Raw genomic sequence first — 22176 nt, forward strand, 5'->3', positions numbered from 1 at the left:
GGTTATGTTATCTAGTAAATAGCAACGACTTTTTAGCTTCATCTAAAGTCTGATTACCTTCAGTTGTGAGTTTAATTCGTACAATTATCTTATAAGTTGAAAAGCAGATGAACCGTGAGCGATAAAAAATCTCAAAAAGAATATCAAAGTAGCAAAGCTGTATCTTGTTGATACAGTTTATTTGTTTAGCTAATAAATGAGTATTTTCAAAAGTAATTCAGTGTCCTTATATATGATGTACTAACACCATAATTATTGCCATTGATTTGGAAATATAGTTTTTCTAATGTTTGAGTCGAGTTGGCTTTCAAGTCCCGCATAAGCTCTTGACCCATATGAAGCTTGTACTCGGTTAAGCGTAGTTTGCTGGTACCAAGTATATGAATAAATTAGCCCAAGCGTAAATTTCATTTTTATGTATGGTTATTAAAGTGGGAATAAAACAGGAAATATGCTTCTCTGTTATCAGAAGATAGGATAAAATAGTTGGTAAGAAAGGGATTGAAAACGAATTCTCAAAAAGTATTGTCCAGTTAATTACAAGCCTGCAACAACAGAACCAATAGCAACGTTTGGCTTGGTAGAAGAATATCAATGAATGTCAAAAAAACGATAACAAAGGAGAAAAAAATGAGCAAATATGAAAAGCTATGGGAAGCACTAAAATCTGACGGACGGGAAAATTTTAATTTGAGTTATCAAGAGATAGAAGATATTTTAGGATTTTCAATCGATCATTCATTTCTGACGTATAAAAAAGAAGCGAAGAGCTACGGATATGAAGTAGGGAAAATTTCAATGAAAGAAAAAGTTGTGAATTTTAAGAAATGTATTGATTAGGTTGTACCCAAAGGAATAGAAAGGATAAACACAGGGAAAATTTGAAATCAAACAGATTGTTACTAAGAAAGTTTGAAAAAACAGATACACTAGCATTATTTGAGTATTTATCAGATTCAGAAGTGTTGAAATATGAACCCTATAAACCATTTTCATTGGAACAAGCAGCAGAAGAAGCATTGAAAAGAGCTGAAACCCCAGAATTTATTGCAGTTTGTACTACCGAAGGGAAATTAATTGGGAATCTTTATTTTGCAGAAGGGAACTTCAATACTTGGACGTTGGGGTATGTTTTTAATAAGAAATATTTGGGACAAGGCTATGCTAGCGAAAGTGTAAAACTATTACTTGAGTATGTATTTAGAGAAACGCCAATCCACAGGGGTGTAGCATTGTGTAACCCAGAAAATAAGGCTTCATGGAGTCTACTTGAACGGGTTGGTTTCAGAAGGGAAGGTCATTTAAAGAAAAATGTCTATTTTTGGAAAGATGAAACAGATCAACCTGTATGGCAAGATACATTTGAGTATGGTTTACTAAAAGACGAGTGTGCTTCCTTGCTTAAATGAGAAAAATAGACGAAACATGATTTAGAAATGTTCAATAGAAACGAATACCTAGATGAAGATGAAAAAGAAATCATCTAAGTCGTATTGTCTTTCATCAAAACCTTCAATAAAAAATATACGAAAGGAATTAAAAATGTGTGAATTAGATATATCTAAGATTTATGAGTATGAATCAAACATTGGGTTAGATTTTGCAACATTTGATGTAAATCCTAAAAAATTGATTTCTCTAAATGTTGAAGGAAATGATTTTAATAACATAGAAGTTATCTCACAATGCTACAATTTAAGAAAACTAAACGTAAGTATGTGCAATCTCACAACTATAAGCTTCTTAGAAAACCTGAAACAATTGGAAGAATTAAATATTTCTTTTAATGAAGAGATTGTACAGGAAGCTGACTATCATATACTTAAAAATCTAAACAAATTGAGAAAACTAAATATGGCTTTCGGAAATGTCAGTGATAGAAGCATCTTTTTTAAAGATAAGTATCTTTTTGAATACATGCCCCAATTAGAATATTTGAACGTAAGAGATAATAAATTATACTCAAGTGATTTTCTCAACAAGTTACCTTCAAATATTAAAAGTATAGGCTGTAGGGATAACTATTTTACTATAGAACAAGAAAATTATCCGAATTTGGTTTTCAATGACCATGTTCTAATCGATTGAATAATTAAATAACGAAAGGATAAACGAATAAAGAATAACAAGTAGCGCGTGTAAAAGAGTTTCTTTATCACTTCTATTGATAGTATTAATATTGAACTTTTCGATTTTTTCAAGTGTAGAAGAGGTTTTCAAAATGGTACTGATAATCATTCTCAATTGTGTTATACTGAACAAGATGATGTACTAGGAGGAGAAATGCGATGAGGAAGAAAAATACAGGACCAATCATCATGGAAGAGATATGCTTGATGGAAGTGATGATCAGAGTCTATTATGGTTCCCAGGCAGAAAATGAAATTCCCGAAGAACGTATGTTAAATTATGCGCGAACTCGCTTGGAATTTTGTCAGTTTGGTGAAGCAAAAACAACCTGTCAAAAATGTCCTGTCCATTGTTATCAACCTAAATATCGAGAACAAATGAAAAAAATCATGCGCCATTCTGGTCCGCGGATGCTATTCAGACATCCGGTCTTAACGTTCCGGCATGCGTATCGTGGAATGATAAGGAGAGTCGAAAAGTGAAAAAATGGTTATTTATTATATTAGGAGCTTTGTCATTTGGATTAGGAACATTAGGTATTTTTCTGCCATTCTTGCCAACGACTGTGTTCTATTTATTGACAGGATTTTTCTGGATCAGAAGCTCTGATCGTTTGTACCAAAAATTTGTTCATTCTGAAGGATATCAAAAATATGTACAACAAGCCCTTGTGGAGAAAAAAATAACAACAAAAGGCATGGTTCGCATGTTTTTGATGATGTTGGTCATCTTTTTGATTCCTGGATTATTAGTCGATAATCTAGTGATGAGAATCACGTTAACAATCGTTTATTTGGCCCATGTGGTTGGGTTGACGTGGTATTTAAAAGGGAAAAAGAAAAAGATAAAGCCAGTCTCAGAGCTGGGGGATCTCAATGATTGATAAACGATTGTTTCAGCTTACAGAAAAAAAGAACCTCTTTCAACTTGTGATCGTTCGTCTAGTACAATTGGGCTTGTCGATTGTATTTTGGCTGACGATCGCAATAGAATTAGGACATTATTTACAAGCAGTTCGTGTGTCTTCAAGACGGCTTGTTTTCGTATTGATCCTCACACTTTTATTAAAGACACTATTGACGAAGTGGATAGAGCGATTGACCTATCGAGCTTCTTCAGAACTAAGGATTGGTATGCGTAAGTTGGTGATGGAAAAAGCATTTCGTTTAGGGCAAGGACAGGGGCAGTTATCTTCAGCGACATTGGCTCAACTGTCAGTAGATGGGATTGAGCAGTTGGAAATATATTATGCCCGTTTTTTACCTCAGCTATTTTATTGCCTATTTGCATCTTTACTGATTTTCGGAACACTGGTCAGCTTTGCTTGGCAGCCAGCAGTAGTTTTATTGATTTGTATGCCGTTGATTCCGTTGATCATCATGAGTGTGATGAAAATTGCGAAGCGCATTTTAAGTGGTTATTGGACAAAATATACGGATTTAGGTGCAAAATTTCATGAAAATCTAAGCGGTTTAAGTACATTGAAAGCTTATCATCAAGATGAGGCGAAACAAATCGAGGCTGCAGCCGATGCGGAACGGTTTAGAAAAGTTACGATGAGTTTACTTTCAATGCAGCTGAATTCGATCACGATCATGGATATTGTGTCCTATTGTGGTGCGGCTTTAGGGATTGGCTTAGCCTTATTTTCGTATCAACAGCAGGCGATTACGCTTGTGGGAATGTTGATGTTTATTTTGTTAAGTGCGGAGTTTTTTATCCCAATGCGTCAACTAGGCTCACTCTTTCATGTAGCAATGAATGGGATCAGTGCCTGTAAAAAGCTTTTCACCTATTTAGAATTACCGGAACAAGTTTTTGGAGAAAAAGACTTAGAGACAGAATTAGCACATTTGAAACTTCAACAGGTGAATTTTTCGTATCAAGGTTCCGACCAATTGGCATTAAAAGAAGTCTCTTTAACAGTTAAACAAGGTGAATTTACTGCTTTAGTTGGAACATCAGGTTCTGGTAAGAGCACGGTCGTTCGATTATTGCTGCATCAATTATCTGGGTATGAAGGACAGATTTACTGGAACGATGTTGAACTACGGGAATTAACGCAAGAAGTGCTGAAAAGCCATGCAATTTTAGTTGATAATCATGGATTTATCTATCCAATGACAATCAAAGAAAACCTATTATTAGGAAATGAAACAGCATCTGAGGAAGAACTATGGGCTGTTTTAGAAAAGGTTCAACTGACCAGCTTTGTTCAAAAACTTCCTGAAACATTAAATGAACCATTGGAAGAAGACGGTGCCAATTTATCTGGAGGACAACGTCAAAGACTGCTTTTAGCAAGAGCTTTGCTTAGAGGTGGACGCCTCTATATTTTTGATGAAATCACTTCAGGTGTCGATCTTCGAAGTGAAGAGATCATATTGAATTGCCTACAAGAACTAGCAAAAACAAGTATGGTCATTTTTATCTCCCATCGATTGTATAATGTGTCAGAGGCAGATCAGATTTATGTGTTTGAAAACGGGCAAATTACTGCTCATGGTACACCTAACTCACTGCAAAAAGAATCAGCTTATTTTAAACATTATTTTGATCAAGAAGAGCGACTGATTGCAGGAGGTGAACACGGATGAACGAAATCAAATTGATTCGCTGGCTGCTGTCATTTGTTGGTCATGTGAAGGGAAAAGTCCTACTCGCTGTTGGTTTAGGGATCATTAGTAATTTATCTGTCGTTGCAATTCCGTTGATTGGACTACGTGAGGTGTTGAAAATGCTGGAAGGTGATCAAATGAATCCTGGCCAGGCCTTGCTTTTAATGGTCGTCTGCGGTGTTGTTAGAGGGATTTCCAGATATGGCGAACAGTATTTGAATCATGATATTGCTTTTCGTTTATTAGCAACGATTCGCGAACAGATCTTTGCAACGATCAGACGTTTAGGTCCAGCAAAGTTGACTGGTAAAAGAAGCGGTGATCTTGTAACAGCAATTACAACAGATGTTGAGGCTTTAGAAGTCTTTTTTGCTCACACGATTTCACCTGTTCTGATTGCTTGTGGAACGACACTGATTACCGTTGGATTTCTTGGCAGCTACAGTGTTTTTCTAGCAATTATTTTGTTGTTTGGACAATTACTTGTCGGTGTAGTGATTCCAGTGTTTGGCTACCGTAAAAGTCGAATCTTGGGGGATTCTTATCAAGAAGCATTTGTTCATCTAAATCAAAATGTGATGGAAGATGTTTTAAGCCTACAAGACATTGGGCAATATTCCCTCGAAGATGGACGGATTCAAAAGCTGGAGGTAGCTGGAAGTCAACTGAATAAACAATATAAAGGTCGTTTGGCTCAAGAAAGTAGCTTAAAAAGTTGGAGCGAAGCTATCCTTTTAACTACTGCAGTCTGTATTTTTAGTGCCGGCATATACTTAAATTTGCCCACTGCTGCTGTATTGATTGGGACGATTTTAAGCTTAAGCTCCTTTGGTCCTGTTTTAGCATTAAGCGGGTTAGGCAGTGCCTTGCTGACAACCTTAGCTAGCGGCCGCCGTTTGTACACCTTGACCCAGGAAACACCCGCTGTTGAATTTTCGGTTCAGGGAAAACAAGCAGATGATTTTAAGGACGCAGCGCTAAAGAATGTTTCCTTTTCATATGGGGCAGAACAAAAGAAGGTCTTAACAGATTTAACCCTTGAAATTGACAAAGGTGTAATTATCGGAATTGGTGGAGAAAGCGGCAATGGAAAAAGTACCTTACTAAAATTACTAATGCGCTACTGGGATCCGCAGACTGGACAAATTTTGTTGAATCAAAGCGAGTTAAAAGAGTTTCAGGAAGCTTCTTTACATCAAATAGAAGGCGTGATGGAGCAATCCACCTTCATTTTTGAAGATACGATCATTAATAATATCGGTATTGGGAAGCAAGATGCTTCTCTGCAAGAAATCGAAATAGCTGCTAAAAAAGCAGCTCTTCATGAGTGGATCGTATCTCTTTCGGAAAAGTACGAGACTAAAATCGGCGGCAACCACCGTAGTGTATCAGATGGCGAACGTCAGCGGATTGGATTAGCAAGGCTTTTCCTTCACGATGCTCCGTTATTGTTGCTGGATGAACCCACGAGTAATTTAGATTACTTAAATGAGCAGGCTGTTCTAGCTTCATTGGTAAAAGGAATAAATGGAAAAACAGTTCTGCTTATCTCTCATCGTGATACAACGCTTGAAATTGCTGATCAGAGATATGAACTGTTTAATGGAAGCTTGCTTCAAAGAAAATCAAAGCAATGATGAAATAACAAAAGAGGTGACCTGTTTGATCGGCGCCTCTTTTTGATTTCCTGAAAAAAGAAGCATCGTAGCAAAATAATGTTTAGCGCCTTTTTTCGTGGTGATCGAACCGTGTGCTGCTCCTTCTTTTCCGTGAGTCACAATCGACTGGATATCCAAGGTGCTAATTTCTACTCTTTCTTGTTTAATATAGTCGATAAATCGCTCAATACCATCTAGAGTAAGATTGCCAGGTGAAATAAAACAAACGTTAGGTGCAAGTACCTTGCGTAAAGTTTGCTGATCACTAGCTGCTGCTGCAATCAAATAATCGCGAATCAGTCTCCTTTTAGGTGCATTATCACAATTTAAAGCGCAAAGAACCGCAAAATTAGTTGCTGCTTGGGTAGGATTTATTGAAGTTTCTTTAAAAGCTAGGTTATGTTCAGCTAAGGCTTCTTCTAAAATAGCAATTGCTTTTGGTCCGATTCCATGAATCTTTAAAAGAGTTGCTTGATCGAATGCACTAACCTGTTCCAGACTGTTTACACCAATCGTGTGAAGCGCATTTGTTGCAGGTTTTCCGATTTTTGGTAATATCGTCACAGCCATGACCTCCTTTTCCTTTTAGTCTAGATTGTTTAGCTCTGAAAAGCAATTGTCACAAGTTAAAAAATATGCAGCGTAGGTTGACTATTTATTTTCAAAATGGTAGAGTAACTCCTGAGGAAGGTGTTACACATGTACGTTTTATATATATCAACTCTTAGCTCCCTACAACTTAGTTTGATGAAGTGTTGTACGGAGCTTAATCGGAAAGCTAAAACAGCTTTTCTTATTCATCAGTAAATTTTTTATACACATGCTGTGATTTAAAAACAGCATGATAAAACGTTTGCCTTTGACCGCTTTTTCGTGAAAAAAGCTGTTCATCGGGCATACTGTTTTTAGTGTACGTGTTTACTGGAGAATAGATAGATTAAAAGGCCCAAGGACATTTCTGTCTTTGGGTCTTTTTGTGTATTCTTCAGTAAAAAATGACAAGAAAGAGGAAAAAACAATGGAATTATTACAAGTCAAAGAGTTAACTTACGCAGTACCAGATAAACAATTATATGAAAAAAGCTCTTTTACACTGCGCAGTGGAGAACACATGGGGATTGTTGGGAAAAATGGCGCTGGAAAAAGTACGCTGCTAAAACTATTATTAGGAACTATTTTACCTGATGGAGGAGTGATTTCATGGAATCCATCTGCAACCTTAGGCTATTTAGATCAATATGCCAATATGGATGAACGTTTGACGATCCATGAATTTTTAAGCTCTGCTTACCAAGAGCTGTACAATACTGAAAAAGAAATGCTTAAACTATATGATAAATACGGTGAAACAGGAGATGAACAACTGTTGACCAGAGCGGCAACATACCAAGAAAACTTGGAAATAAATGGTTTTTATGGAGTTGAAAATGATATCAGTAAAGCAATTACCGGATTAGGAATCAGTAATGGTGATGCGGATCAACAGTTACTTTCTTTAAACCGCGGCGACAAAATCAAAGTGATATTAGCTAAACTTCTTTTAGAAAAACCAGCAGTGCTGATTCTAGATGAACCGACAAACTATTTGGATCAGGAACATGTCGAATGGTTGACGGAATACATGAAAGCCTTCGAAAATGCGTTTATTATTGTCTCTCACGATACAGAGTTTCTAAGTAATATTGCGACTTGTATTTGTGATATTGATTTTGGTGAAATAAAAAAATACCACAGTGACTACGCTGGTTTTCTGAAACAAAAGGCCCATTTTACAGAAGCTTATCAAAGTCAATTTGATGCCCAGCAACGAAAAATCAAAGAAACAGAAGCCTTTATTCAAAAAAATATTGCAGGAATCAAAACTAAAATGGCACAGGGAAGAAGAAAACATCTGGAACGGATGGATAAAATGAAAGAACCAGAAAAAACGATCCCCGCTAATTTTACCTTTAAAACTGCCCCTCAAAGTTCTCCCAATGCGTTGGCAATCGATGAGTTATCTGTAGGTTATGAAAGCACGTTGATTTCAGCATTTAACCTACAAGTAAAAAAAGGGGAAAAAATTGTCATCACTGGCGCTGATGGTTTAGGAAAGACGACACTGATCAAAACGTTGCTTGAAGAAATTCCAGCACTTTCTGGACAAAGCCGATTTTCGCCACAGGTATTGACTGGTTACCACTCTCAAGAAATAGAATGGGAAGATCAGGAATGGACACCAATCGAAACTCTAGCGAATAAGTATACAAAACTCACCTATGAGGATGTTCGCAGAGAATTGGCAAAATGCGGAATCAATCGTGATCTGGCTTCTAAAAATCTTTATATGTTGAGTGGTGGAGAACAGTCGAAAGTGAAATTATGTGATTTAACGATGCAGCCGAGTAACTTCTTGATTTTAGACGAGCCGACGAATCACCTGGATGTTGATTCTAGAAAAGCGCTGCAAACAGCACTAAAGACATTTAAAGGGAGTATTTTACTTGTTTCAAATGATGAAGAATTCTATGGACCTATTGCAGATAAAGTTTTTGCACTGGAAAATCAACGGTTGATTCAAGAATAATAGGAAAGCAGAAAATAGAGCTGAAAGCATGATAAAAGCAGTGTGCAACGTATCGTTGCATACTGCTTTATTATATACTAGAATCATGCAACGAAATGGTGCGATAGAAAAGATAGACAAATGAAAAGGAGGATGGGTATAGTGAGTTTAGCAGTTGGTAAACAAATCAAAAAATTTCGTCAAGAACAGAAGTTGTCTCAACAAGAATTAGCTGACTATCTGAATATTTCACGACAAACAATTTCAAAATGGGAACTGGGAAAAAGTTTACCAGATTTAGAAAATGTTATCTTGTTGGCTGAATATTTCAATGTAAGCGTAGATGTTTTAATTGGCTATAAAAAATCTGGATTCTTAAAGACTTTGTTTGAAGGACGAAAAGAAAAGGAATTGATCAAAATGGCAAAGGATACGGAACAAAATAGGACTGCACTTTATAGTCCCTATGCTCAAGAAATTGATACACTATTCGCCCAAGGAAAACGCGTGAACGCCTTTTTAAAACTAGGAGAACATATTTATCCTGAAGTGACATTTTCAAGAGTGATGGGGAATGCAAATTGTTTATGTAGTTTTGAGGACGGGAAGATTGTGATCGATCAAATTGGTGTATTTAAAGTACTAGTGAATATTCCAGTAGAAAAGCAAATCGCAGCTTTTACATTAACTGATGTGAAGCAAATCAATCTGAGCTTTGGTAAATATTATCGTCATATTGGCGGTGACTTTGTTACATTGATCGATGTAGTTACAGACAATCAGATCTATCTTTTATGGGTGAATTCGTTAAAAGTAGCTCATGCAATTTGGCATTATCCACAGTTTTCTTCGACAAGCATTCAAGTTACAAAGGATTTTGAGCAAGCACTGTCTATAGAAGATGAGGAGTCCGCAGTTGAAGCAATCCGAACACAGGAGAAATTGATCCCATTGTTTTATGGCAAACAGCAGTAAAATGGAGAGAGATGAACTGATACAACATACGCCAACGATACAAAATGATAGGTCGTTGGTTAAAAAATAGTACTTTTAAAAAAGCAAAGATGATTTTTGCTTTTTTATTTTTAACTATTTATCGTAATTAATGGGTTGACTCTTTTTAGTTCAATTGGGATAATTAGTTCGTGGTAACATTCTTTTTACATAGTTGTTCATGTGCTAACATTTTGATAATTAAAGGAGTGTGAGGCTTTGAAAAAGAAAAAAAGATTCATTGGTTTACTTGTATTTATACTAATTGGAGGTGTTGGTTTGTTTACTTTTAATCAAAATGCGAAGGAAAGAAAAGAACAGCAAGTTATAAAGATGGAGACAACTATTGTTAAACTAATAAAAGATAGATTTGCAGATGTGAAGGTTGTAGATTTTATTTCCGAAATGTCGGGAGGATACAATGATAAAACTGGCTATTGGACTTTTACTGTGAATATTACGACCGATAAAGGCACTTCTAGTCCTGGAACAATCCATTTCTCGAGCAATCAACAGAAGGATTTAGGTGCTTTTGGGCCTATTGATTCTGATTTTGATAAAATTGTCCTGAATGGAAAAACACAGGATAAAGTTAGGGTAATTTATTCAAATGGTTCTGAAAGTGAGGTGTAAACGTGGCTACAGAAGAACAGTTAAAAGACTTGAATGAAATTGTATATTCAGTCGACCCAAATTTTAAAGATAACGGGAAACCAGTTAAGCAATTAGAAAAAAATACAATTTTCGAAACTACTGATAAGCAAAGGTTTAAAGTACTTTCAGTAAAAGATGGTGACTATGGTTTTCAAGGAATGGCTGTAGCACCGATAGTAAACGGTACACCAGATATATCTCAAGTAACAGTTGTAGCAGCTGGAACGTATCCTGACGACGGAAGAAATTTTAAAGCTGCTTTAAAAGGTATGTCTCCCAACGGTTCTCCTCAAGATGATGTGGCGTTAAAGTATGTTGGTAATCTTATTTCTGATCACCCAGACTGGACGATTAATCAGTTGTCAGGCTATTCTCAATCAGCTTATATGCTAAAGGTGGGAGCTCATTTTCAAATCCCAGCTACAGTGTTTAGTGGCTGGTTTCAATATCGTTCCTTAACACCAGCGGAGGAAAAATTTATGAAAGAAAATCCTCACTTATTTTTGAATTATCGCCAAAAAAATGATGATGTCACACTATGGAATGACTTTAATACTCGTTTTGGAAATAGTGATGATTTTGGAACAATTGTATGGGTAGATGGTAATAGTCATAAATTAAATAGTTGGACATTTGATAAAAAAACAGGACAACTAAAAATTTCAGATAGTCTGGGCAATTCTGAGGGAGCCATGATACAAGCCAGTCATTTTCTGATGCGTGGATTTTTAACTCAATTGACTATGTTAGATCAACTAAAAGCCAAACTAACTGCCAGTGGTGGTGGACTATCAAAGAATGAAAAAATTTATTTAGATGACCAACAGGCGTTACTAGCAGTTAATACAGGGCGAGCAGCTTATCAAAATGCGATGTCTAATGCTATAAAAGTATATCAAAATGCCATTACAGATGCAGAAGATATCTGGCAAGAAACATTACGGGAAGCCCGTTCTCAAATAGAAGTACTGTCTGATAATGAAATGAAGGATAGTTTATCAGCGATAGGAGCTACTGAACAACGAATAGTCGGTGAACCAACCGAATTTTTTCAGCAAAAAATCAATAAGGCAAAAACGATGGATGAAAAATTCGAATCGTTAGCGAAAGAAATCAAAAGTAAAATCGACAAAATGGTTCAAACAGATCAACAACTCGCGCAACAATTAAAGCCTTAAAAGGAGCTAATGGATGAAAGAGGAACAGATTACAGTCGATTATCAGCGAAAACGTCGTGAACTTGAAGAGGATGAAGATATCCTAAAAAATACGCAACGAACAGGAGAACAATTGATACAAGAAACGTTATCAGATATTTATCGAGTTGTTCAACAATCAGCTGTCGATAGCGAGCCTTTCGATCGTGCAAAGCAGTTAATTATGCAAGTAGAAAATGACTATCACGAAGAGTTATCAAGAGCAAAAAAACAGCTGTGTCAACAACAAGAAAAACTTGAACAAGACTATCGAAATGATCTCCAAAAAGTAAATAAAGAATAAGGAGTTGTTCCATTGGAAGAATTAGCAAAAAATTTATTAATAGAATTACAAAAAAATTAGAAAAGATACGTGTTCAAACAATTGGTTCAGCCAAGATACAAAAATCTCATACAAAGAAACAAGAAGCTAAGAAACAAGGTGACACTGCAATAGAAAGTGCTAAAAAGGCATTGTCTTCTTCCTCTCAAACCTTAGAGGAAGCGGTTAAAGGTCAGTTTGGAACAAAGATAACAGAAGTATTTGAAAGGCAGCAACAAACGTTAGATAAGCTATCCTCTTAGTGCTTATAGATAAAAATGATAACAATCGTTTATATCGGATTCTAAGTGTCTGGGTCGTAACTCATAGAGTTATGTTCCAGACATTTTTTTGTGAATAATGAGTAAAAAGCAAATCAAATCGACTATTTAAAACAGGTAAAAGAGGCTATAAAAATAAATAAGGTGCGTATCTTTTGTAATTGTCGACTAATGCGTTTACCATTAAATACAAGGATAAGGAAAAAACTTTTGCAAAAGTAGAAACAACGTTGGAGGGGAAAATCAATGCGACTATTCAAAGGAATTATTTCTTTACTATTGATAGCAGGTATTTTCGGAATCGTTGGTTTGTATTCTCAAATCGTAGATTTAGGCGTTGTGAGCACCTTTTTCCGAAAGCTACTCGTTCAATATGATTGGCTGATTTATTTTTATCAGATCGTACTTTTAGTATTAGTAGTCATGATTGCGCTGATCTTTTTGATGATCGTCTTCAAACCAATCTCAAAAAAAGAAGTTCATCTGGCAAAAGAGACAGGACAAATCAATTTGCCTTTGCATACATTGGAATCAATTGCCCGTTCTTCGCTAAAAGGGATTGTCAATATTGATGATACCCAAGTGAAAGTAACGTTGACCAAGGCACAAAAGGCAAATGTTGAAGTTGCTATAGCTGATAACAATCAACAATTATTTTTGAGTAAAGGCAGACGAGTTCGAGAACAGATCGAACAAGCGCTTCAGCAAATGGCTAAACTAGAAGTCGACCATACCAAGGTTATTTTTAAAAAGAAAAAAGCCGATTCACCTTTAGGAACAATAAGTAAGAAAGAATCACGTGTGATTTAAAGGAGGGACTCTTGTGAAAAAATTAAAAGCATTAGCCCCGTATCGTAATCAGCTAATTTTTACTGTTTTGTTTGTTGTAATCGCTATTCTTTTTATGACACTTGGTTTTTGGAAAACGATGCTACTGATTCTTTTTACAAGCATAGGACTATTTATTGGGACCATGCAAGATGAAAAACGCTCTATCTCTTCAATAATAGCAACTATCCAAGCTTTTTTTGAGAGATAAAATAAATTGATTAAACAGAAAGGTTGAGGAGAAATGGACAACAAAGCAAACATGAATGCAACAGAGGAAACCAATCAAAATGGAATCAAAACAAAATTAACATTTGACGACCAAGTCGTGAAAAAAATTGCAGGTATTGCTGTGTCAGAAATCCCTGGTATTTTGGGATTGAGCGGAAATGCTATTACGAACTTGACCGATAAATTTACGAATGGCAACAATCCAACTAAAGGAATCAGCGCTGAAGTAGGAACAAAACAAGTTGCTATCGATTTAGATGTTATTGGAGAATATGGAAAAAATATTGCACAAGTATTTGATTCAGCTACTAAAAAAGTAGCCGATGAAGTCAAAAATATGACTGGCTTAGATGTAATCGAATTTAATATGAACGTAGATGATATCATGACTAAAGCGCAGTATGAAGAAAAATTTGAAAACAAAAAAAATGATAATAATGAAGAAAACAAACAAACTGAAAACGCACCACGTACATTACAATAAATGTCATGTTGTTGATTTTAAGGAGGATGAGATAGATGCTTAGTTTTATTTGGTCATTAATTGTCGGTGGGGTATTAGGTGCCATTGCCGGAGCAATTTTAGGTAGAGATGTACCAGGCGGTATTATTGGTAATATTATCGTCGGGTTCATCGGAAGCTGGGTAGGAACAAAACTTTTAGGAAGCTTTGGTCCTGTTATCGGAGGATTTCCGATCATTTCAGCATTGATTGGCGCAGTGATTTGTATTGCCATCTATTCGTTTATTGTTAAACGTATGGCTTAAAAAATAAAAGAAAATAATAAAACACCCCTTGTCGCATGCGGCAAGGGGTGTTTTGTATTTGAGAAAAGGAAGTTAGTTAAAAAAATATTTAAAATCTTACAGTGAATCAGTTCAGTTTTATCACTAAACATAGACTTTCGCTAATAGTCATAGACAATAATAAAAAATAGCTCAATTCATCCTACTTGTTTTGTAGAACGAATAAAGCTATTTTTGTTTTTTAAGCTATTCAAGCATTTCTGCCGGCAGCAGAATCGTTTCTTTATTTCCGTCATCAAAAGCAAAAATCTGTGAAGGGTACTCGTCAGAGTAAGGGAAAGGCAAGTCAATGGCCATCTGGACATCGCTGATTTCCTGTGAAAAATGAACGGTCACCTTTCCGCCATTGTCGATCAAATCGAAATAGAGCATATTAGTTAGTGGCACGACACCTTTCAAATCGATATCAATGATCAACCAAATACTATCGATTAAAGCGCCAGGTAAGCATTCAACTACACCAAGAGAAGCATAACGTCTGCGTTGGCTATCAAAAGTTTCAACCATCTATTTGACCTCCTTTATCTATCTATTATCATTAGTATACATTATTTAATTAAAAGACGCTTCTGTAAAGTTTACTGAAAAAAGCAACTATAATGCTTAAAAAATAAAATAAGGGTGTGAAGCAAAACGAAAAAATCAGTTTTGTTTCACACTCTAAAATGGATTAAACGGTGACCAAAAATCAAGTGCTTCGGCAACCTAACAAAAATCGAGCAATACAAAAAGCGTATTGCTCGAAATTAATCGATTTTTGGTTCAACCTTGTTAATTCGTTTATTTGACGAATGTTATTCTTCTTTTTCACCGATAACAGTAGGTTCGGCTGCTTCTTCAGATGTTTCTTCTTCAGCAGCTTGAGCTTCTACTACAGCAGCGATTTGTTCATCTGCTTCAGTAATGATGTCATAATCACTATTTTTAGGTAGATCAGCAACAGTAATCGCATCGCCGATCGCTAAGTCTGTGATATCGACTTCTACACGCTCAGGTAATTTATCTGGCGTTGCTGAAACAAGAACGTTATACAAGTTTTGTGCTAAGACACCACCTGATTTAACGCCGGTAGATTCACCTACCAAGACGATTTCAGCTTCTACTTCTGTAGCTTCTTTCATATTTACAGCCAAAAATTCAACGTGTTTCATTTGGCTTGTGAATGTATCTAATTGGGCTTTGTACAACAATGTGTTGATTTTTTTGCCACCAATATTCATTGTGATTACGGCATTTACACCATTATCACGTAAAATTTTTGTTAATTCTTTTTCTTCAACAGAAATGGGTGTACTTTCGATTTCATACCCATAAACGACAGCAGGAACTTGACCAGAGTGACGTAGTTGATTTCTTAGTGAACGTGGACGGACAGCTCTTTCTTTAACTTCTAATGATACTGACATAACCTAAATTCCTCCTTAAATTTAAAAGCAGAACGAGACGAACTCGTGAGCTAAATAAACCGAAATGAATTTATATTTGGTTATCTGCAAAACGCAACATGATGGAAAAAAGGAGTTTTGCTGACGTATGGTGTAAACCTGTAAAAGCTGGAACTTAGCTAAGGTTTTCTGTTCATCTATGAAACGAACAAGCAGCTTCTACAAAACGTACCGCAAAAACAAAAAGACCCGAATAATTGTGCACAATCATCCAGGGAAAATTCCATATGATACCTTATTCTCTCCCAGGTCATTACGCTGTTTTTGAGAAACCTTATTCACTTTCTATATCAACCATAACGCGAATCCAAATGTAAGTCAAGGGAAGCGAAAAAACAATATCCTTTTCAAACTAAGCCGTGTATACTAAACTATTAAGAGGAATGAGGAAAACAAATGCGTTTAGATAAGTTATTAGAGCAGGAAAAAATTGGTTCTAGAAGAACGGTCAAAGCCTTGATCAGAAGCAAACAGGTACGGGTTGACGGTCAACTTGTGTTGGATGAAAGTTTGAATGTAGATGCGTCACTACAGGAGATTTTTGTCGGCGATAAAAGAATTCAAAATCAGACACATGTGTATTATATGTTAAATAAGCCTCAAGGTTCCGTAACAGCCGTTAAGGATAAACAGCATCAGACAGTGATCGATTTGATCGAACCGAATGATCGGCGGGAAGGCTTATATCCAGTAGGCAGACTGGATCGTGATACAGAAGGACTGCTCTTGATCACAAATAATGGACAATTAGGTTATCAGTTATTATTGCCGCATAAAAAAGTAGCAAAACGCTACGAAGTAGTGGTAAATGAAGCATTGACTGAAGAGGATCAGGAGGCGTTCGCTAAAGGAATTATTTTTGCTGATGGAGAAACATGTAAAGCAGCTGAGCTGACGATTTTGAGCACAACGCCCAATGAAAGCCACGCCTACCTTGATATTACTGAAGGGAAATTTCATCAAGTCAAAAAGATGTTCTTATCCGTAGGAAAAAAAGTGACGTATTTAAAACGTGTATCTATGGGACCGCTTATCTTGGACAAATCATTAGCATTAGGACAGTATCGTCCGTTAACACAAAAAGAATTGCAAAGCCTGCTGCCTTATTTTACAATACATAAAAAGGAAAAGAGCTAAAAAAATGAAATTTAAAACACTATTATTTGATGTCGATGATACGTTATTGGATTTTCAGTTAACAGAAAAAAAGGCGTTACGCGCGCTTTTTCAGGAAGAAGAAATCCTGCTGACGGATGAAATCGAGGCAACCTACAAGAAAATCAATCATCGTCTTTGGCGGGAGTTTGAACAAGGAAAAACAACGAAGCAAATCGTTACTGATACTCGTTTTAGTTTATTATTTGAACAATACGGAAAAAAAGTTGATGGAAAAGTGATGGGAGAAAAATACCGCTATCATTTAAGTCAAGGTCATGATCTCTTAGGTAACAGCAAAGAAATCATTACACGCTTAAGACCTGATTATGAGTTGTATATCGTGACCAATGGGGTAGCAAAAACGCAATATCAACGCCTAAACGATTCTCAATTAACGACATTTTTTGATGATATTTTCGTTTCCGAAGAAGTCGGTTTTCAAAAGCCAATGAAGGAATATTTTGATTATGTATTTGATCGTATACCTAATTTTGAGCGCGAAAAAACAATGATCATTGGAGATTCACTTGCTTCTGATATTCAGGGAGGAAATGCAGCCGAAATCCAAACATTGTGGCTAAATCCAGAAAAACAACAAACAGATGGAACCGTTAAACCAACTTACGAGATCAGTCGTTTGGACGATATCTTTACAATTTTAGACGAGTAAAAAAAGGGTGCGCCAAACGTCGCTTAGGTTCAAGCAATTATTGCCGAAGAACCTGACTTTTGGGCACCTTTTATTATAGATCTATACTCAAACGGACCATATCTTTTAGAACTAGTTTGTTTTCAACAATCTCTTCATCGTAATGCCGGATAAAAAAATCATGATCGATACTGGTCATTCGAAAGCCGCATTTTTGATAAAGGTATAGCTGACCAAAACTTGTGCTTCCTGTGCCGATTTCGACTGTGTTATAGGCATTTTCTCTGGCTTGTGTAAAAGCAAACTGAATCAATTGCTCACCGATCCCTTGACCTTGATGGTCTTGTGAGACAGCAATGTTGACGATTTCAAGTGTCTCAGGTCTGGTGGGAAGTAAAATCAACACGCCTAAGACCGTATCGTTTTCAAATGCTTCAAAACAAAAACTTCGTTTGAGGTAATCATCTACTAAGTGTTTATTTGGATCGGCTGATAGAAGCAGGTCAAAATGTTCTGAAGTAAATGCGTTTATTTTTCTTATGATCATGGACGGTTTCCTTTCTATTCACAAATTTATTCATAAACGGGCTAATTTTATAAAAAAATATATAGAAAATTGTGGTAATCTTTCTCGTTTCTATTATAATAGATAAAGGCTATTATGACTATTACGTTAAAAGAGAGGTTTCGCTGAATGAAAAATAATCAACCCATCGTGATTGGTGTGACTGGTGGTTCCGGCAGTGGAAAGACAAGTGTCAGTCGAGCGATTTTCAACCATTTTCCGAATCATTCGATTATGATGCTGGAGCAGGATTCTTATTATAAAGATCAAAGCCATTTAAGCTTTGAAGAAAGACTTACAACCAATTATGACCATCCGTTTGCTTTCGATACGGATTTGTTGATTGAACATTTAGAGCAATTGATCCATTATCAAACAATCGAAAAACCTGTGTACGATTACGTTGCACATACGAGAAGTTCTGATGTTTTGATTCAGGAACCGAAGGAAGTAATTATTTTAGAAGGTATTTTGATTTTAGAGGACAACCGATTAAGAGATTTGATGGATATTAAGTTGTATGTAGATACAGATGACGATATTCGAATCATCCGCAGAATCAAACGTGATATGGAAGAACGCGGTAGAACGTTAGACTCTGTTATTGAACAGTACTTGACAGTTGTCAAACCAATGTATCATCAATTTATTGAACCAACCAAACGTTATGCAGATGTGATCGTGCCAGAAGGCGGAGAAAATCATGTCGCTATTGATTTGATCACTACAAAGGTTGCAAGTATTTTAAACGAGGTATAAAGCCAAACAACTTTTAAACACTGAAAGAGAAACTTGGTATCATAAAGTTTTTCTTTCAGTGTTTTTGTTATTTTAAAAAAAGGAACATAGACAAATCATTCACTAGTGTAGTATCTTATGTGTTATCTACCGTTGGGGAAACGAGGATCATGAGAGGAAGGATCAAATGCGGATTTTAATTATTGAAGATAATCGTGAACTGGCTTTGTCAGTACAAAGAGGCTTGGAGCGAGAAAAATTTTTAGTTGATTTAGCCTTCTCTGGATTAGAAGGAGAAGAAAAGGCGTATGTGAATACGTATGATGCTATTTTACTGGATTTAAATTTACCAGACAAAGACGGTTTGGAAATCTTACATTTTTTAAGAGAAATGAATATTGATAGTCCGATCATTATCATCACAGCTAGAGATGAAATTGAAGAACGCGCTAAAGGGCTTGATTTTGGTGCAGATGATTATTTAGTGAAACCCTTCGAACTATTGGAATTGACTGCGCGGATCCGGGCAGTTATTCGCCGTTTTCATGGACGTTCAACGCCGAAAATCAAGATCAATGAGCTGGTGATCGATCCAGTGAAACGTTCTGCTTCTTATCAATCAAACGAAATTATTTTGAAGCCTAAAGAATTCGATATTCTCTTGTGTATTGCTCATAATCACCCAGCAGTTGTTTCTACCGAAGAAATTGCAGAACACGTTTACGATGAAAATTTTGACCCATTCTCTTCTGTTCTTCGTGTACATATAGCCAGATTAAAAAAGCAGCTTAATCAAGTTTCTGGAAAAGAGTTGCTTAAAACAATTCGTGCGAAAGGATATAAATTATGCGAGTAACGTTTAAAGTCAGTTTGACAGTTTTAGCATTTGTTTTTTTTGTTATAGTGATCATTAGCGGCGGTTTTTTTGCATTAAAAAGTAACTGGCAATCATTGAATGTGGGGGAATCGATCGGATCTACGATGTACATTGTCGGAACAAATCAAAACGCAGATGTACAAGCCATTGAAACATTGGAAGTTGCTGGCGAAAAAATGGTTAGTGCCAAAACTCTTGATGATATTTATATGACTTCATTCTTGAAATATTTACCATTGATTATTCTGATTGTTTCATCCGCCTTGCTTTTGTTAACGATCACTTTATGGTTGGTCTTGCGGCGGATCTATACGAAACAAATGATTCGAATTATTGATGATTTACAATTTCTTGAAAAGTTTAACGAAAAAAAGGTAGAAGATAAGCACGTAGCTCAAGCATTTAAACAGCTAAAAGACAAGTTTGATAGGAATTTAGACGATTATAAAAGATTGAGCAGTTATTTGACTCACGAGCAAAAAAACGCCATTGCTATTTTAAGAGCAAATCTAGAGCTGGAAGAAAATGAATCAAGTAACCTGCATATTTTAGATCGTTTAACAGATAGTATCGATGATATCTTAACCTTGTCTAATAACGTTGAAGAACTTCCAACCGAGCAAGTAGATGTGTCATTGATTTGTGCCGAGGTTTGTGATACGTATCAGAAAAGCTATCCTGATTTGTCATTTACATTTGACGAGGTGGACACACCCTTCATTTTAGGGAAAAATCGCTGGATCTATCGAGCTATCTCTAATTTGGTGGACAATGCGATCAAGTATGGAGAGGGGAAACCGATCGATGTTGCAGTAAGCTGCCAAAAAGGGAGTGTGGTCGTTAAAATCAAAGACAGAGGAAAAGGAATCGATCCGAAAAGACAAACCACTGTCTTTAATCATCGCTACCGGATTAATGCTCTGAAATTGGACGGATACGGGATAGGATTATCGGTTGTTTCTCACGTATGTGATCTTTGTCAGGGATTTGTATACGTAGATAGTAAAGCAAATGAAGGATCTACATTTTATTTATCTTTTCCGCAAATTTCTTAAAGTTAACATTCAGTTAACAATCAATTTGATATAGTGAGTTCAAGGAAGGAGTGGAGCAGGAGGATGCTCGTCTTAAAACACGCTTTCTTAAATCTAAAAAGGCATCGCTGGCAACACCTGTTGCTGGGTAGTTTATTGTTTTTATTGATTTTTACGACAATGACAGCTTATACCCTTTTTACATCAGCCGGACGATTTGCCAAACAGTATGAAAGACAATTCAAGTCAGTTGTAACGATACTACAGTCGGATTTAAGCATAGCGCAAGGGGAAACACAAGCAAAAGAGCAATACCTTAAAATTGGAGAGTCTGATTTTGTCGATGAAATGAAAATCATAGGAAATATCTCAATAGTGTTTGACCAGTTAAAAACGGTCCAGCAGCCGATCAACATTGGACGTGGAACGATGGATAGCAGCTTGGAGACAGATGAAATGCAGCTTGAGCTAACGATATTAAGATTTGGGACAACAGCAGATATTGCAAAAGAGCTTTTTGAGAGCAATCAAGAACTGAAAACAGGAACGACAAATCTGAAGTTGAACGAGTGTTTGATTAGTGATGATTTAGCAAAATTAAATCAGTTAAGTATCGGCGATACCATTGAGTTTACAGTGGTAGGTAATGATCAAAAAGCCCCTAAAAAGCTAACAATTGCCGGGATTTATCAGTCTAAGACACCAGTGGAAAAAAGGAATGACGATAATTGGTCAGCATTTCAAAGCGATGATGTTTTCATAAACTCGGATACAGTGAGCACCATGGAAGATTTTAAGAAATTCGGTTCTATGAATGTTTCGTATAAGCTGAAAAGTCAAAAAGATACTTCGAATTTCATCAAAGAGATAGAGCAGACAAATGTTAGTAAACAACATTATATAATGACAAATGAAACCAATAAAAAAACAGCTATAAGCATTATAAATGGTGTGAAGACTTTTTCAAGTGTGCTTTTTTTAGGGAGCTTGATTTTTGGGGTTTTTATTCTCATTTTCGTTGCATTAGATCGCTTTAAGCGTTCACAAGTAGAAATCTGTATATTAAAAAGCAGCGGCATCACCAACAAACAGTTGGTGTATAGTCGATTGATCGAATTGCTAGGTGTGATTTCTATCAGCTTTATTTTTGCCTTGTTCGTAGTTCTTCATACCGTACAACCGATCGCTGACTGGCAAATTACTAGTCAAAAAAGGTTATATGATGTGTTTGAACAAGTAGCTTTTACTGTAACGAGTGACGCTTCAGAGGTTGTTCATTCACTGCCTATCAGCTTAGATGGTCTTTCTTTTATTAGCTTTGTAGCTATTGCAGGCTTGTGTTTGCTCATAATTGGTTCTATTGACAGTTATAAAATCTTCAAATTTAAATCGATTGCATTTTTGTTAGAAAGGAATATAGACGAGTGACGATTCTCTCTCTTAAACA

Annotated in this window: 26 protein-coding genes; 22 read left to right on the forward strand and 4 right to left on the reverse strand. The window is 36.1% G+C overall.

Translation table 11 applies throughout. The features are described 5' to 3' along the window. Positions 1 to 630: 630 nt before the first annotated feature. From BCR25_RS16125 to BCR25_RS16155, 7 genes are all read left to right on the forward strand, one after another. Complete coding sequence (locus BCR25_RS16125) at positions 631 to 840, forward strand: hypothetical protein (RefSeq protein ID WP_083242733.1); 210 nt, start codon at positions 631 to 633, stop codon at positions 838 to 840. A gap of 41 nt (positions 841 to 881) precedes the next feature. Then, positions 882 to 1409, forward strand: a complete 528-nt coding sequence (locus BCR25_RS16130; RefSeq protein WP_069664628.1) for a GNAT family N-acetyltransferase — start codon at positions 882 to 884, stop codon at positions 1407 to 1409. A gap of 52 nt (positions 1410 to 1461) precedes the next feature. Then, positions 1462 to 2088: a leucine-rich repeat domain-containing protein gene (locus BCR25_RS16135; RefSeq protein WP_139124611.1), complete on the forward strand. Its 627-nt coding sequence runs from the start codon at positions 1462 to 1464 to the stop codon at positions 2086 to 2088. A 200-nt stretch (positions 2089 to 2288) separates the two neighbouring features. Continuing rightward, positions 2289 to 2612, forward strand: a complete 324-nt coding sequence (locus BCR25_RS16140) for a nitrous oxide-stimulated promoter family protein (protein ID WP_069664630.1) — start codon at positions 2289 to 2291, stop codon at positions 2610 to 2612. After that, on the forward strand, positions 2609 to 3013 hold the full coding sequence (locus BCR25_RS16145; RefSeq protein ID WP_069664631.1) for a YbaN family protein: 405 nt from the start codon (positions 2609 to 2611) through the stop codon (positions 3011 to 3013). The genes BCR25_RS16140 and BCR25_RS16145 overlap by 4 nt, the downstream gene beginning before the upstream one ends. After that, on the forward strand, positions 3006 to 4727 hold the full coding sequence (locus BCR25_RS16150; protein WP_069664632.1) for an ABC transporter ATP-binding protein/permease: 1722 nt from the start codon (positions 3006 to 3008) through the stop codon (positions 4725 to 4727). The genes BCR25_RS16145 and BCR25_RS16150 overlap by 8 nt, the downstream gene beginning before the upstream one ends. Continuing rightward, positions 4724 to 6385, forward strand: a complete 1662-nt coding sequence (locus BCR25_RS16155; protein WP_069664633.1) for an amino acid ABC transporter ATP-binding/permease protein — start codon at positions 4724 to 4726, stop codon at positions 6383 to 6385. The genes BCR25_RS16150 and BCR25_RS16155 overlap by 4 nt, the downstream gene beginning before the upstream one ends. Here the strand turns inward: BCR25_RS16155 and BCR25_RS16160 are convergent. After that, positions 6374 to 6970, reverse strand: a complete 597-nt coding sequence (locus BCR25_RS16160; RefSeq protein WP_069664739.1) for a DNA-binding protein — start codon at positions 6968 to 6970, stop codon at positions 6374 to 6376. The genes BCR25_RS16155 and BCR25_RS16160 overlap by 12 nt on opposite strands. 454 nt (positions 6971 to 7424) lie before the next feature. On the opposite strand from BCR25_RS16160, the gene BCR25_RS16165 reads away from it, so the two are divergent. The 9 genes from BCR25_RS16165 to BCR25_RS16205 all read left to right on the forward strand — a co-directional run bounded on the left by BCR25_RS16165 (position 7425) and on the right by BCR25_RS16205 (position 14224). Beyond that, entirely contained in the window at positions 7425 to 8972 is a 1548-nt protein-coding gene (locus BCR25_RS16165) for an ABC-F family ATP-binding cassette domain-containing protein (protein WP_069664634.1), read from the forward strand. 132 nt (positions 8973 to 9104) lie between these two features. Then, positions 9105 to 9926, forward strand: a complete 822-nt coding sequence (locus BCR25_RS16170; RefSeq protein ID WP_245792173.1) for a helix-turn-helix domain-containing protein — start codon at positions 9105 to 9107, stop codon at positions 9924 to 9926. 237 nt (positions 9927 to 10163) lie between these two features. After that, positions 10164 to 10577, forward strand: a complete 414-nt coding sequence (locus BCR25_RS16175; RefSeq protein ID WP_069664636.1) for a hypothetical protein — start codon at positions 10164 to 10166, stop codon at positions 10575 to 10577. Positions 10578 to 10579: 2 nt separating this feature from the next. Continuing rightward, positions 10580 to 11776: a hypothetical protein gene (locus BCR25_RS16180; RefSeq protein ID WP_069664637.1), complete on the forward strand. Its 1197-nt coding sequence runs from the start codon at positions 10580 to 10582 to the stop codon at positions 11774 to 11776. A gap of 13 nt (positions 11777 to 11789) precedes the next feature. Beyond that, entirely contained in the window at positions 11790 to 12098 is a 309-nt protein-coding gene (locus BCR25_RS16185; RefSeq protein ID WP_069664638.1) for a hypothetical protein, read from the forward strand. A 545-nt stretch (positions 12099 to 12643) separates the two neighbouring features. Continuing rightward, positions 12644 to 13207 (forward strand): alkaline shock response membrane anchor protein AmaP, encoded by a 564-nt coding sequence (gene amaP / locus BCR25_RS16190; protein ID WP_069664639.1) that lies wholly within the window; start codon positions 12644 to 12646, stop codon positions 13205 to 13207. A gap of 13 nt (positions 13208 to 13220) precedes the next feature. Then, entirely contained in the window at positions 13221 to 13436 is a 216-nt protein-coding gene (locus BCR25_RS16195; protein ID WP_069664640.1) for a DUF2273 domain-containing protein, read from the forward strand. Positions 13437 to 13469: 33 nt separating this feature from the next. Beyond that, complete coding sequence (locus tag BCR25_RS16200) at positions 13470 to 13940, forward strand: Asp23/Gls24 family envelope stress response protein (RefSeq protein WP_069664641.1); 471 nt, start codon at positions 13470 to 13472, stop codon at positions 13938 to 13940. 35 nt (positions 13941 to 13975) lie between these two features. After that, positions 13976 to 14224: a GlsB/YeaQ/YmgE family stress response membrane protein gene (locus tag BCR25_RS16205; RefSeq protein ID WP_069664642.1), complete on the forward strand. Its 249-nt coding sequence runs from the start codon at positions 13976 to 13978 to the stop codon at positions 14222 to 14224. A gap of 225 nt (positions 14225 to 14449) precedes the next feature. Here the strand turns inward: BCR25_RS16205 and BCR25_RS16210 are convergent, their stop codons facing one another. Both BCR25_RS16210 and BCR25_RS16215 read right to left on the reverse strand, forming a co-directional pair. After that, positions 14450 to 14770 (reverse strand): DUF960 domain-containing protein, encoded by a 321-nt coding sequence (locus BCR25_RS16210; protein WP_069664643.1) that lies wholly within the window; start codon positions 14768 to 14770, stop codon positions 14450 to 14452. 287 nt (positions 14771 to 15057) lie between these two features. Beyond that, positions 15058 to 15669 carry a 50S ribosomal protein L25/general stress protein Ctc gene (locus BCR25_RS16215; protein ID WP_069664644.1) on the reverse strand — a complete coding sequence of 204 codons (612 nt, stop codon included), beginning with the start codon at positions 15667 to 15669 and terminating at the stop codon, positions 15058 to 15060. 435 nt (positions 15670 to 16104) lie between these two features. Here BCR25_RS16215 and BCR25_RS16220 point away from each other — a divergent pair, with 435 nt between their 5' ends. Together BCR25_RS16220 and BCR25_RS16225 are read left to right on the forward strand one after the other, a co-directional pair. Continuing rightward, positions 16105 to 16845: a 16S rRNA pseudouridine(516) synthase gene (locus BCR25_RS16220; protein ID WP_069664645.1), complete on the forward strand. Its 741-nt coding sequence runs from the start codon at positions 16105 to 16107 to the stop codon at positions 16843 to 16845. 4 nt (positions 16846 to 16849) lie between these two features. Further along, positions 16850 to 17536, forward strand: a complete 687-nt coding sequence (locus BCR25_RS16225; protein ID WP_069664646.1) for a YjjG family noncanonical pyrimidine nucleotidase — start codon at positions 16850 to 16852, stop codon at positions 17534 to 17536. Between the two features lie 73 nt (positions 17537 to 17609). Here BCR25_RS16225 and BCR25_RS16230 read toward each other — a convergent pair whose 3' ends face one another. Beyond that, the gene (locus BCR25_RS16230) at positions 17610 to 18062 is read right to left on the reverse strand and encodes a GNAT family N-acetyltransferase (protein ID WP_069664647.1); all 453 of its coding nucleotides are present in this window, start codon (positions 18060 to 18062) and stop codon (positions 17610 to 17612) included. A 147-nt stretch (positions 18063 to 18209) separates the two neighbouring features. Between BCR25_RS16230 and udk the strand changes: the two genes are divergently transcribed. From udk to BCR25_RS16250, 4 genes are all read left to right on the forward strand, one after another. Beyond that, positions 18210 to 18839 carry a uridine kinase gene (udk, locus tag BCR25_RS16235; protein WP_069664648.1) on the forward strand — a complete coding sequence of 210 codons (630 nt, stop codon included), beginning with the start codon at positions 18210 to 18212 and terminating at the stop codon, positions 18837 to 18839. Positions 18840 to 19005: 166 nt separating this feature from the next. After that, on the forward strand, positions 19006 to 19674 hold the full coding sequence (locus tag BCR25_RS16240; protein ID WP_069664649.1) for a response regulator transcription factor: 669 nt from the start codon (positions 19006 to 19008) through the stop codon (positions 19672 to 19674). Beyond that, positions 19665 to 20750, forward strand: coding sequence for a sensor histidine kinase (locus BCR25_RS16245; protein ID WP_069664650.1), 1086 nt, complete (start codon positions 19665 to 19667; stop codon positions 20748 to 20750). The genes BCR25_RS16240 and BCR25_RS16245 overlap by 10 nt, the downstream gene beginning before the upstream one ends. A gap of 63 nt (positions 20751 to 20813) precedes the next feature. Further along, positions 20814 to 22157 carry an ABC transporter permease gene (locus tag BCR25_RS16250; protein WP_069664651.1) on the forward strand — a complete coding sequence of 448 codons (1344 nt, stop codon included), beginning with the start codon at positions 20814 to 20816 and terminating at the stop codon, positions 22155 to 22157. Positions 22158 to 22176 lie beyond the last annotated feature (19 nt).

The sequence above is a fragment of the Enterococcus termitis genome (assembly GCF_001730305.1).
Lineage (GTDB): Bacteria > Bacillota > Bacilli > Lactobacillales > Enterococcaceae > Enterococcus_L > Enterococcus_L termitis.

What these genes read in the sequence shown, in the direction of transcription:
- BCR25_RS16125 (WP_083242733.1), top strand. Translation starts at nt 631, where the DNA reads ATGAGCAAATATGAAAAGCTATGGGAAGCACTAAAATCTGACGGACGG.
- BCR25_RS16135 (WP_139124611.1), top strand. Translation starts at nt 1,462, where the DNA reads ATGAAGATGAAAAAGAAATCATCTAAGTCGTATTGTCTTTCATCAAAA.
- BCR25_RS16140 (WP_069664630.1), top strand. Translation starts at nt 2,289, where the DNA reads ATGAGGAAGAAAAATACAGGACCAATCATCATGGAAGAGATATGCTTG.
- BCR25_RS16150 (WP_069664632.1), top strand. Translation starts at nt 3,006, where the DNA reads ATGATTGATAAACGATTGTTTCAGCTTACAGAAAAAAAGAACCTCTTT.
- BCR25_RS16155 (WP_069664633.1), top strand. Translation starts at nt 4,724, where the DNA reads ATGAACGAAATCAAATTGATTCGCTGGCTGCTGTCATTTGTTGGTCAT.
- BCR25_RS16165 (WP_069664634.1), top strand. Translation starts at nt 7,425, where the DNA reads ATGGAATTATTACAAGTCAAAGAGTTAACTTACGCAGTACCAGATAAA.
- BCR25_RS16170 (WP_245792173.1), top strand. Translation starts at nt 9,105, where the DNA reads ATGGGTATAGTGAGTTTAGCAGTTGGTAAACAAATCAAAAAATTTCGT.
- BCR25_RS16185 (WP_069664638.1), top strand. Translation starts at nt 11,790, where the DNA reads ATGAAAGAGGAACAGATTACAGTCGATTATCAGCGAAAACGTCGTGAA.
- amaP (WP_069664639.1), top strand. Translation starts at nt 12,644, where the DNA reads ATGCGACTATTCAAAGGAATTATTTCTTTACTATTGATAGCAGGTATT.
- BCR25_RS16200 (WP_069664641.1), top strand. Translation starts at nt 13,470, where the DNA reads ATGGACAACAAAGCAAACATGAATGCAACAGAGGAAACCAATCAAAAT.
- BCR25_RS16205 (WP_069664642.1), top strand. Translation starts at nt 13,976, where the DNA reads ATGCTTAGTTTTATTTGGTCATTAATTGTCGGTGGGGTATTAGGTGCC.
- BCR25_RS16210 (WP_069664643.1), bottom strand. Translation starts at nt 14,770, where the DNA reads ATGGTTGAAACTTTTGATAGCCAACGCAGACGTTATGCTTCTCTTGGT.
- BCR25_RS16215 (WP_069664644.1), bottom strand. Translation starts at nt 15,669, where the DNA reads ATGTCAGTATCATTAGAAGTTAAAGAAAGAGCTGTCCGTCCACGTTCA.
- BCR25_RS16220 (WP_069664645.1), top strand. Translation starts at nt 16,105, where the DNA reads ATGCGTTTAGATAAGTTATTAGAGCAGGAAAAAATTGGTTCTAGAAGA.
- BCR25_RS16225 (WP_069664646.1), top strand. Translation starts at nt 16,850, where the DNA reads ATGAAATTTAAAACACTATTATTTGATGTCGATGATACGTTATTGGAT.
- BCR25_RS16230 (WP_069664647.1), bottom strand. Translation starts at nt 18,062, where the DNA reads ATGATCATAAGAAAAATAAACGCATTTACTTCAGAACATTTTGACCTG.
- udk (WP_069664648.1), top strand. Translation starts at nt 18,210, where the DNA reads ATGAAAAATAATCAACCCATCGTGATTGGTGTGACTGGTGGTTCCGGC.
- BCR25_RS16240 (WP_069664649.1), top strand. Translation starts at nt 19,006, where the DNA reads ATGCGGATTTTAATTATTGAAGATAATCGTGAACTGGCTTTGTCAGTA.
- BCR25_RS16245 (WP_069664650.1), top strand. Translation starts at nt 19,665, where the DNA reads ATGCGAGTAACGTTTAAAGTCAGTTTGACAGTTTTAGCATTTGTTTTT.
- BCR25_RS16250 (WP_069664651.1), top strand. Translation starts at nt 20,814, where the DNA reads ATGCTCGTCTTAAAACACGCTTTCTTAAATCTAAAAAGGCATCGCTGG.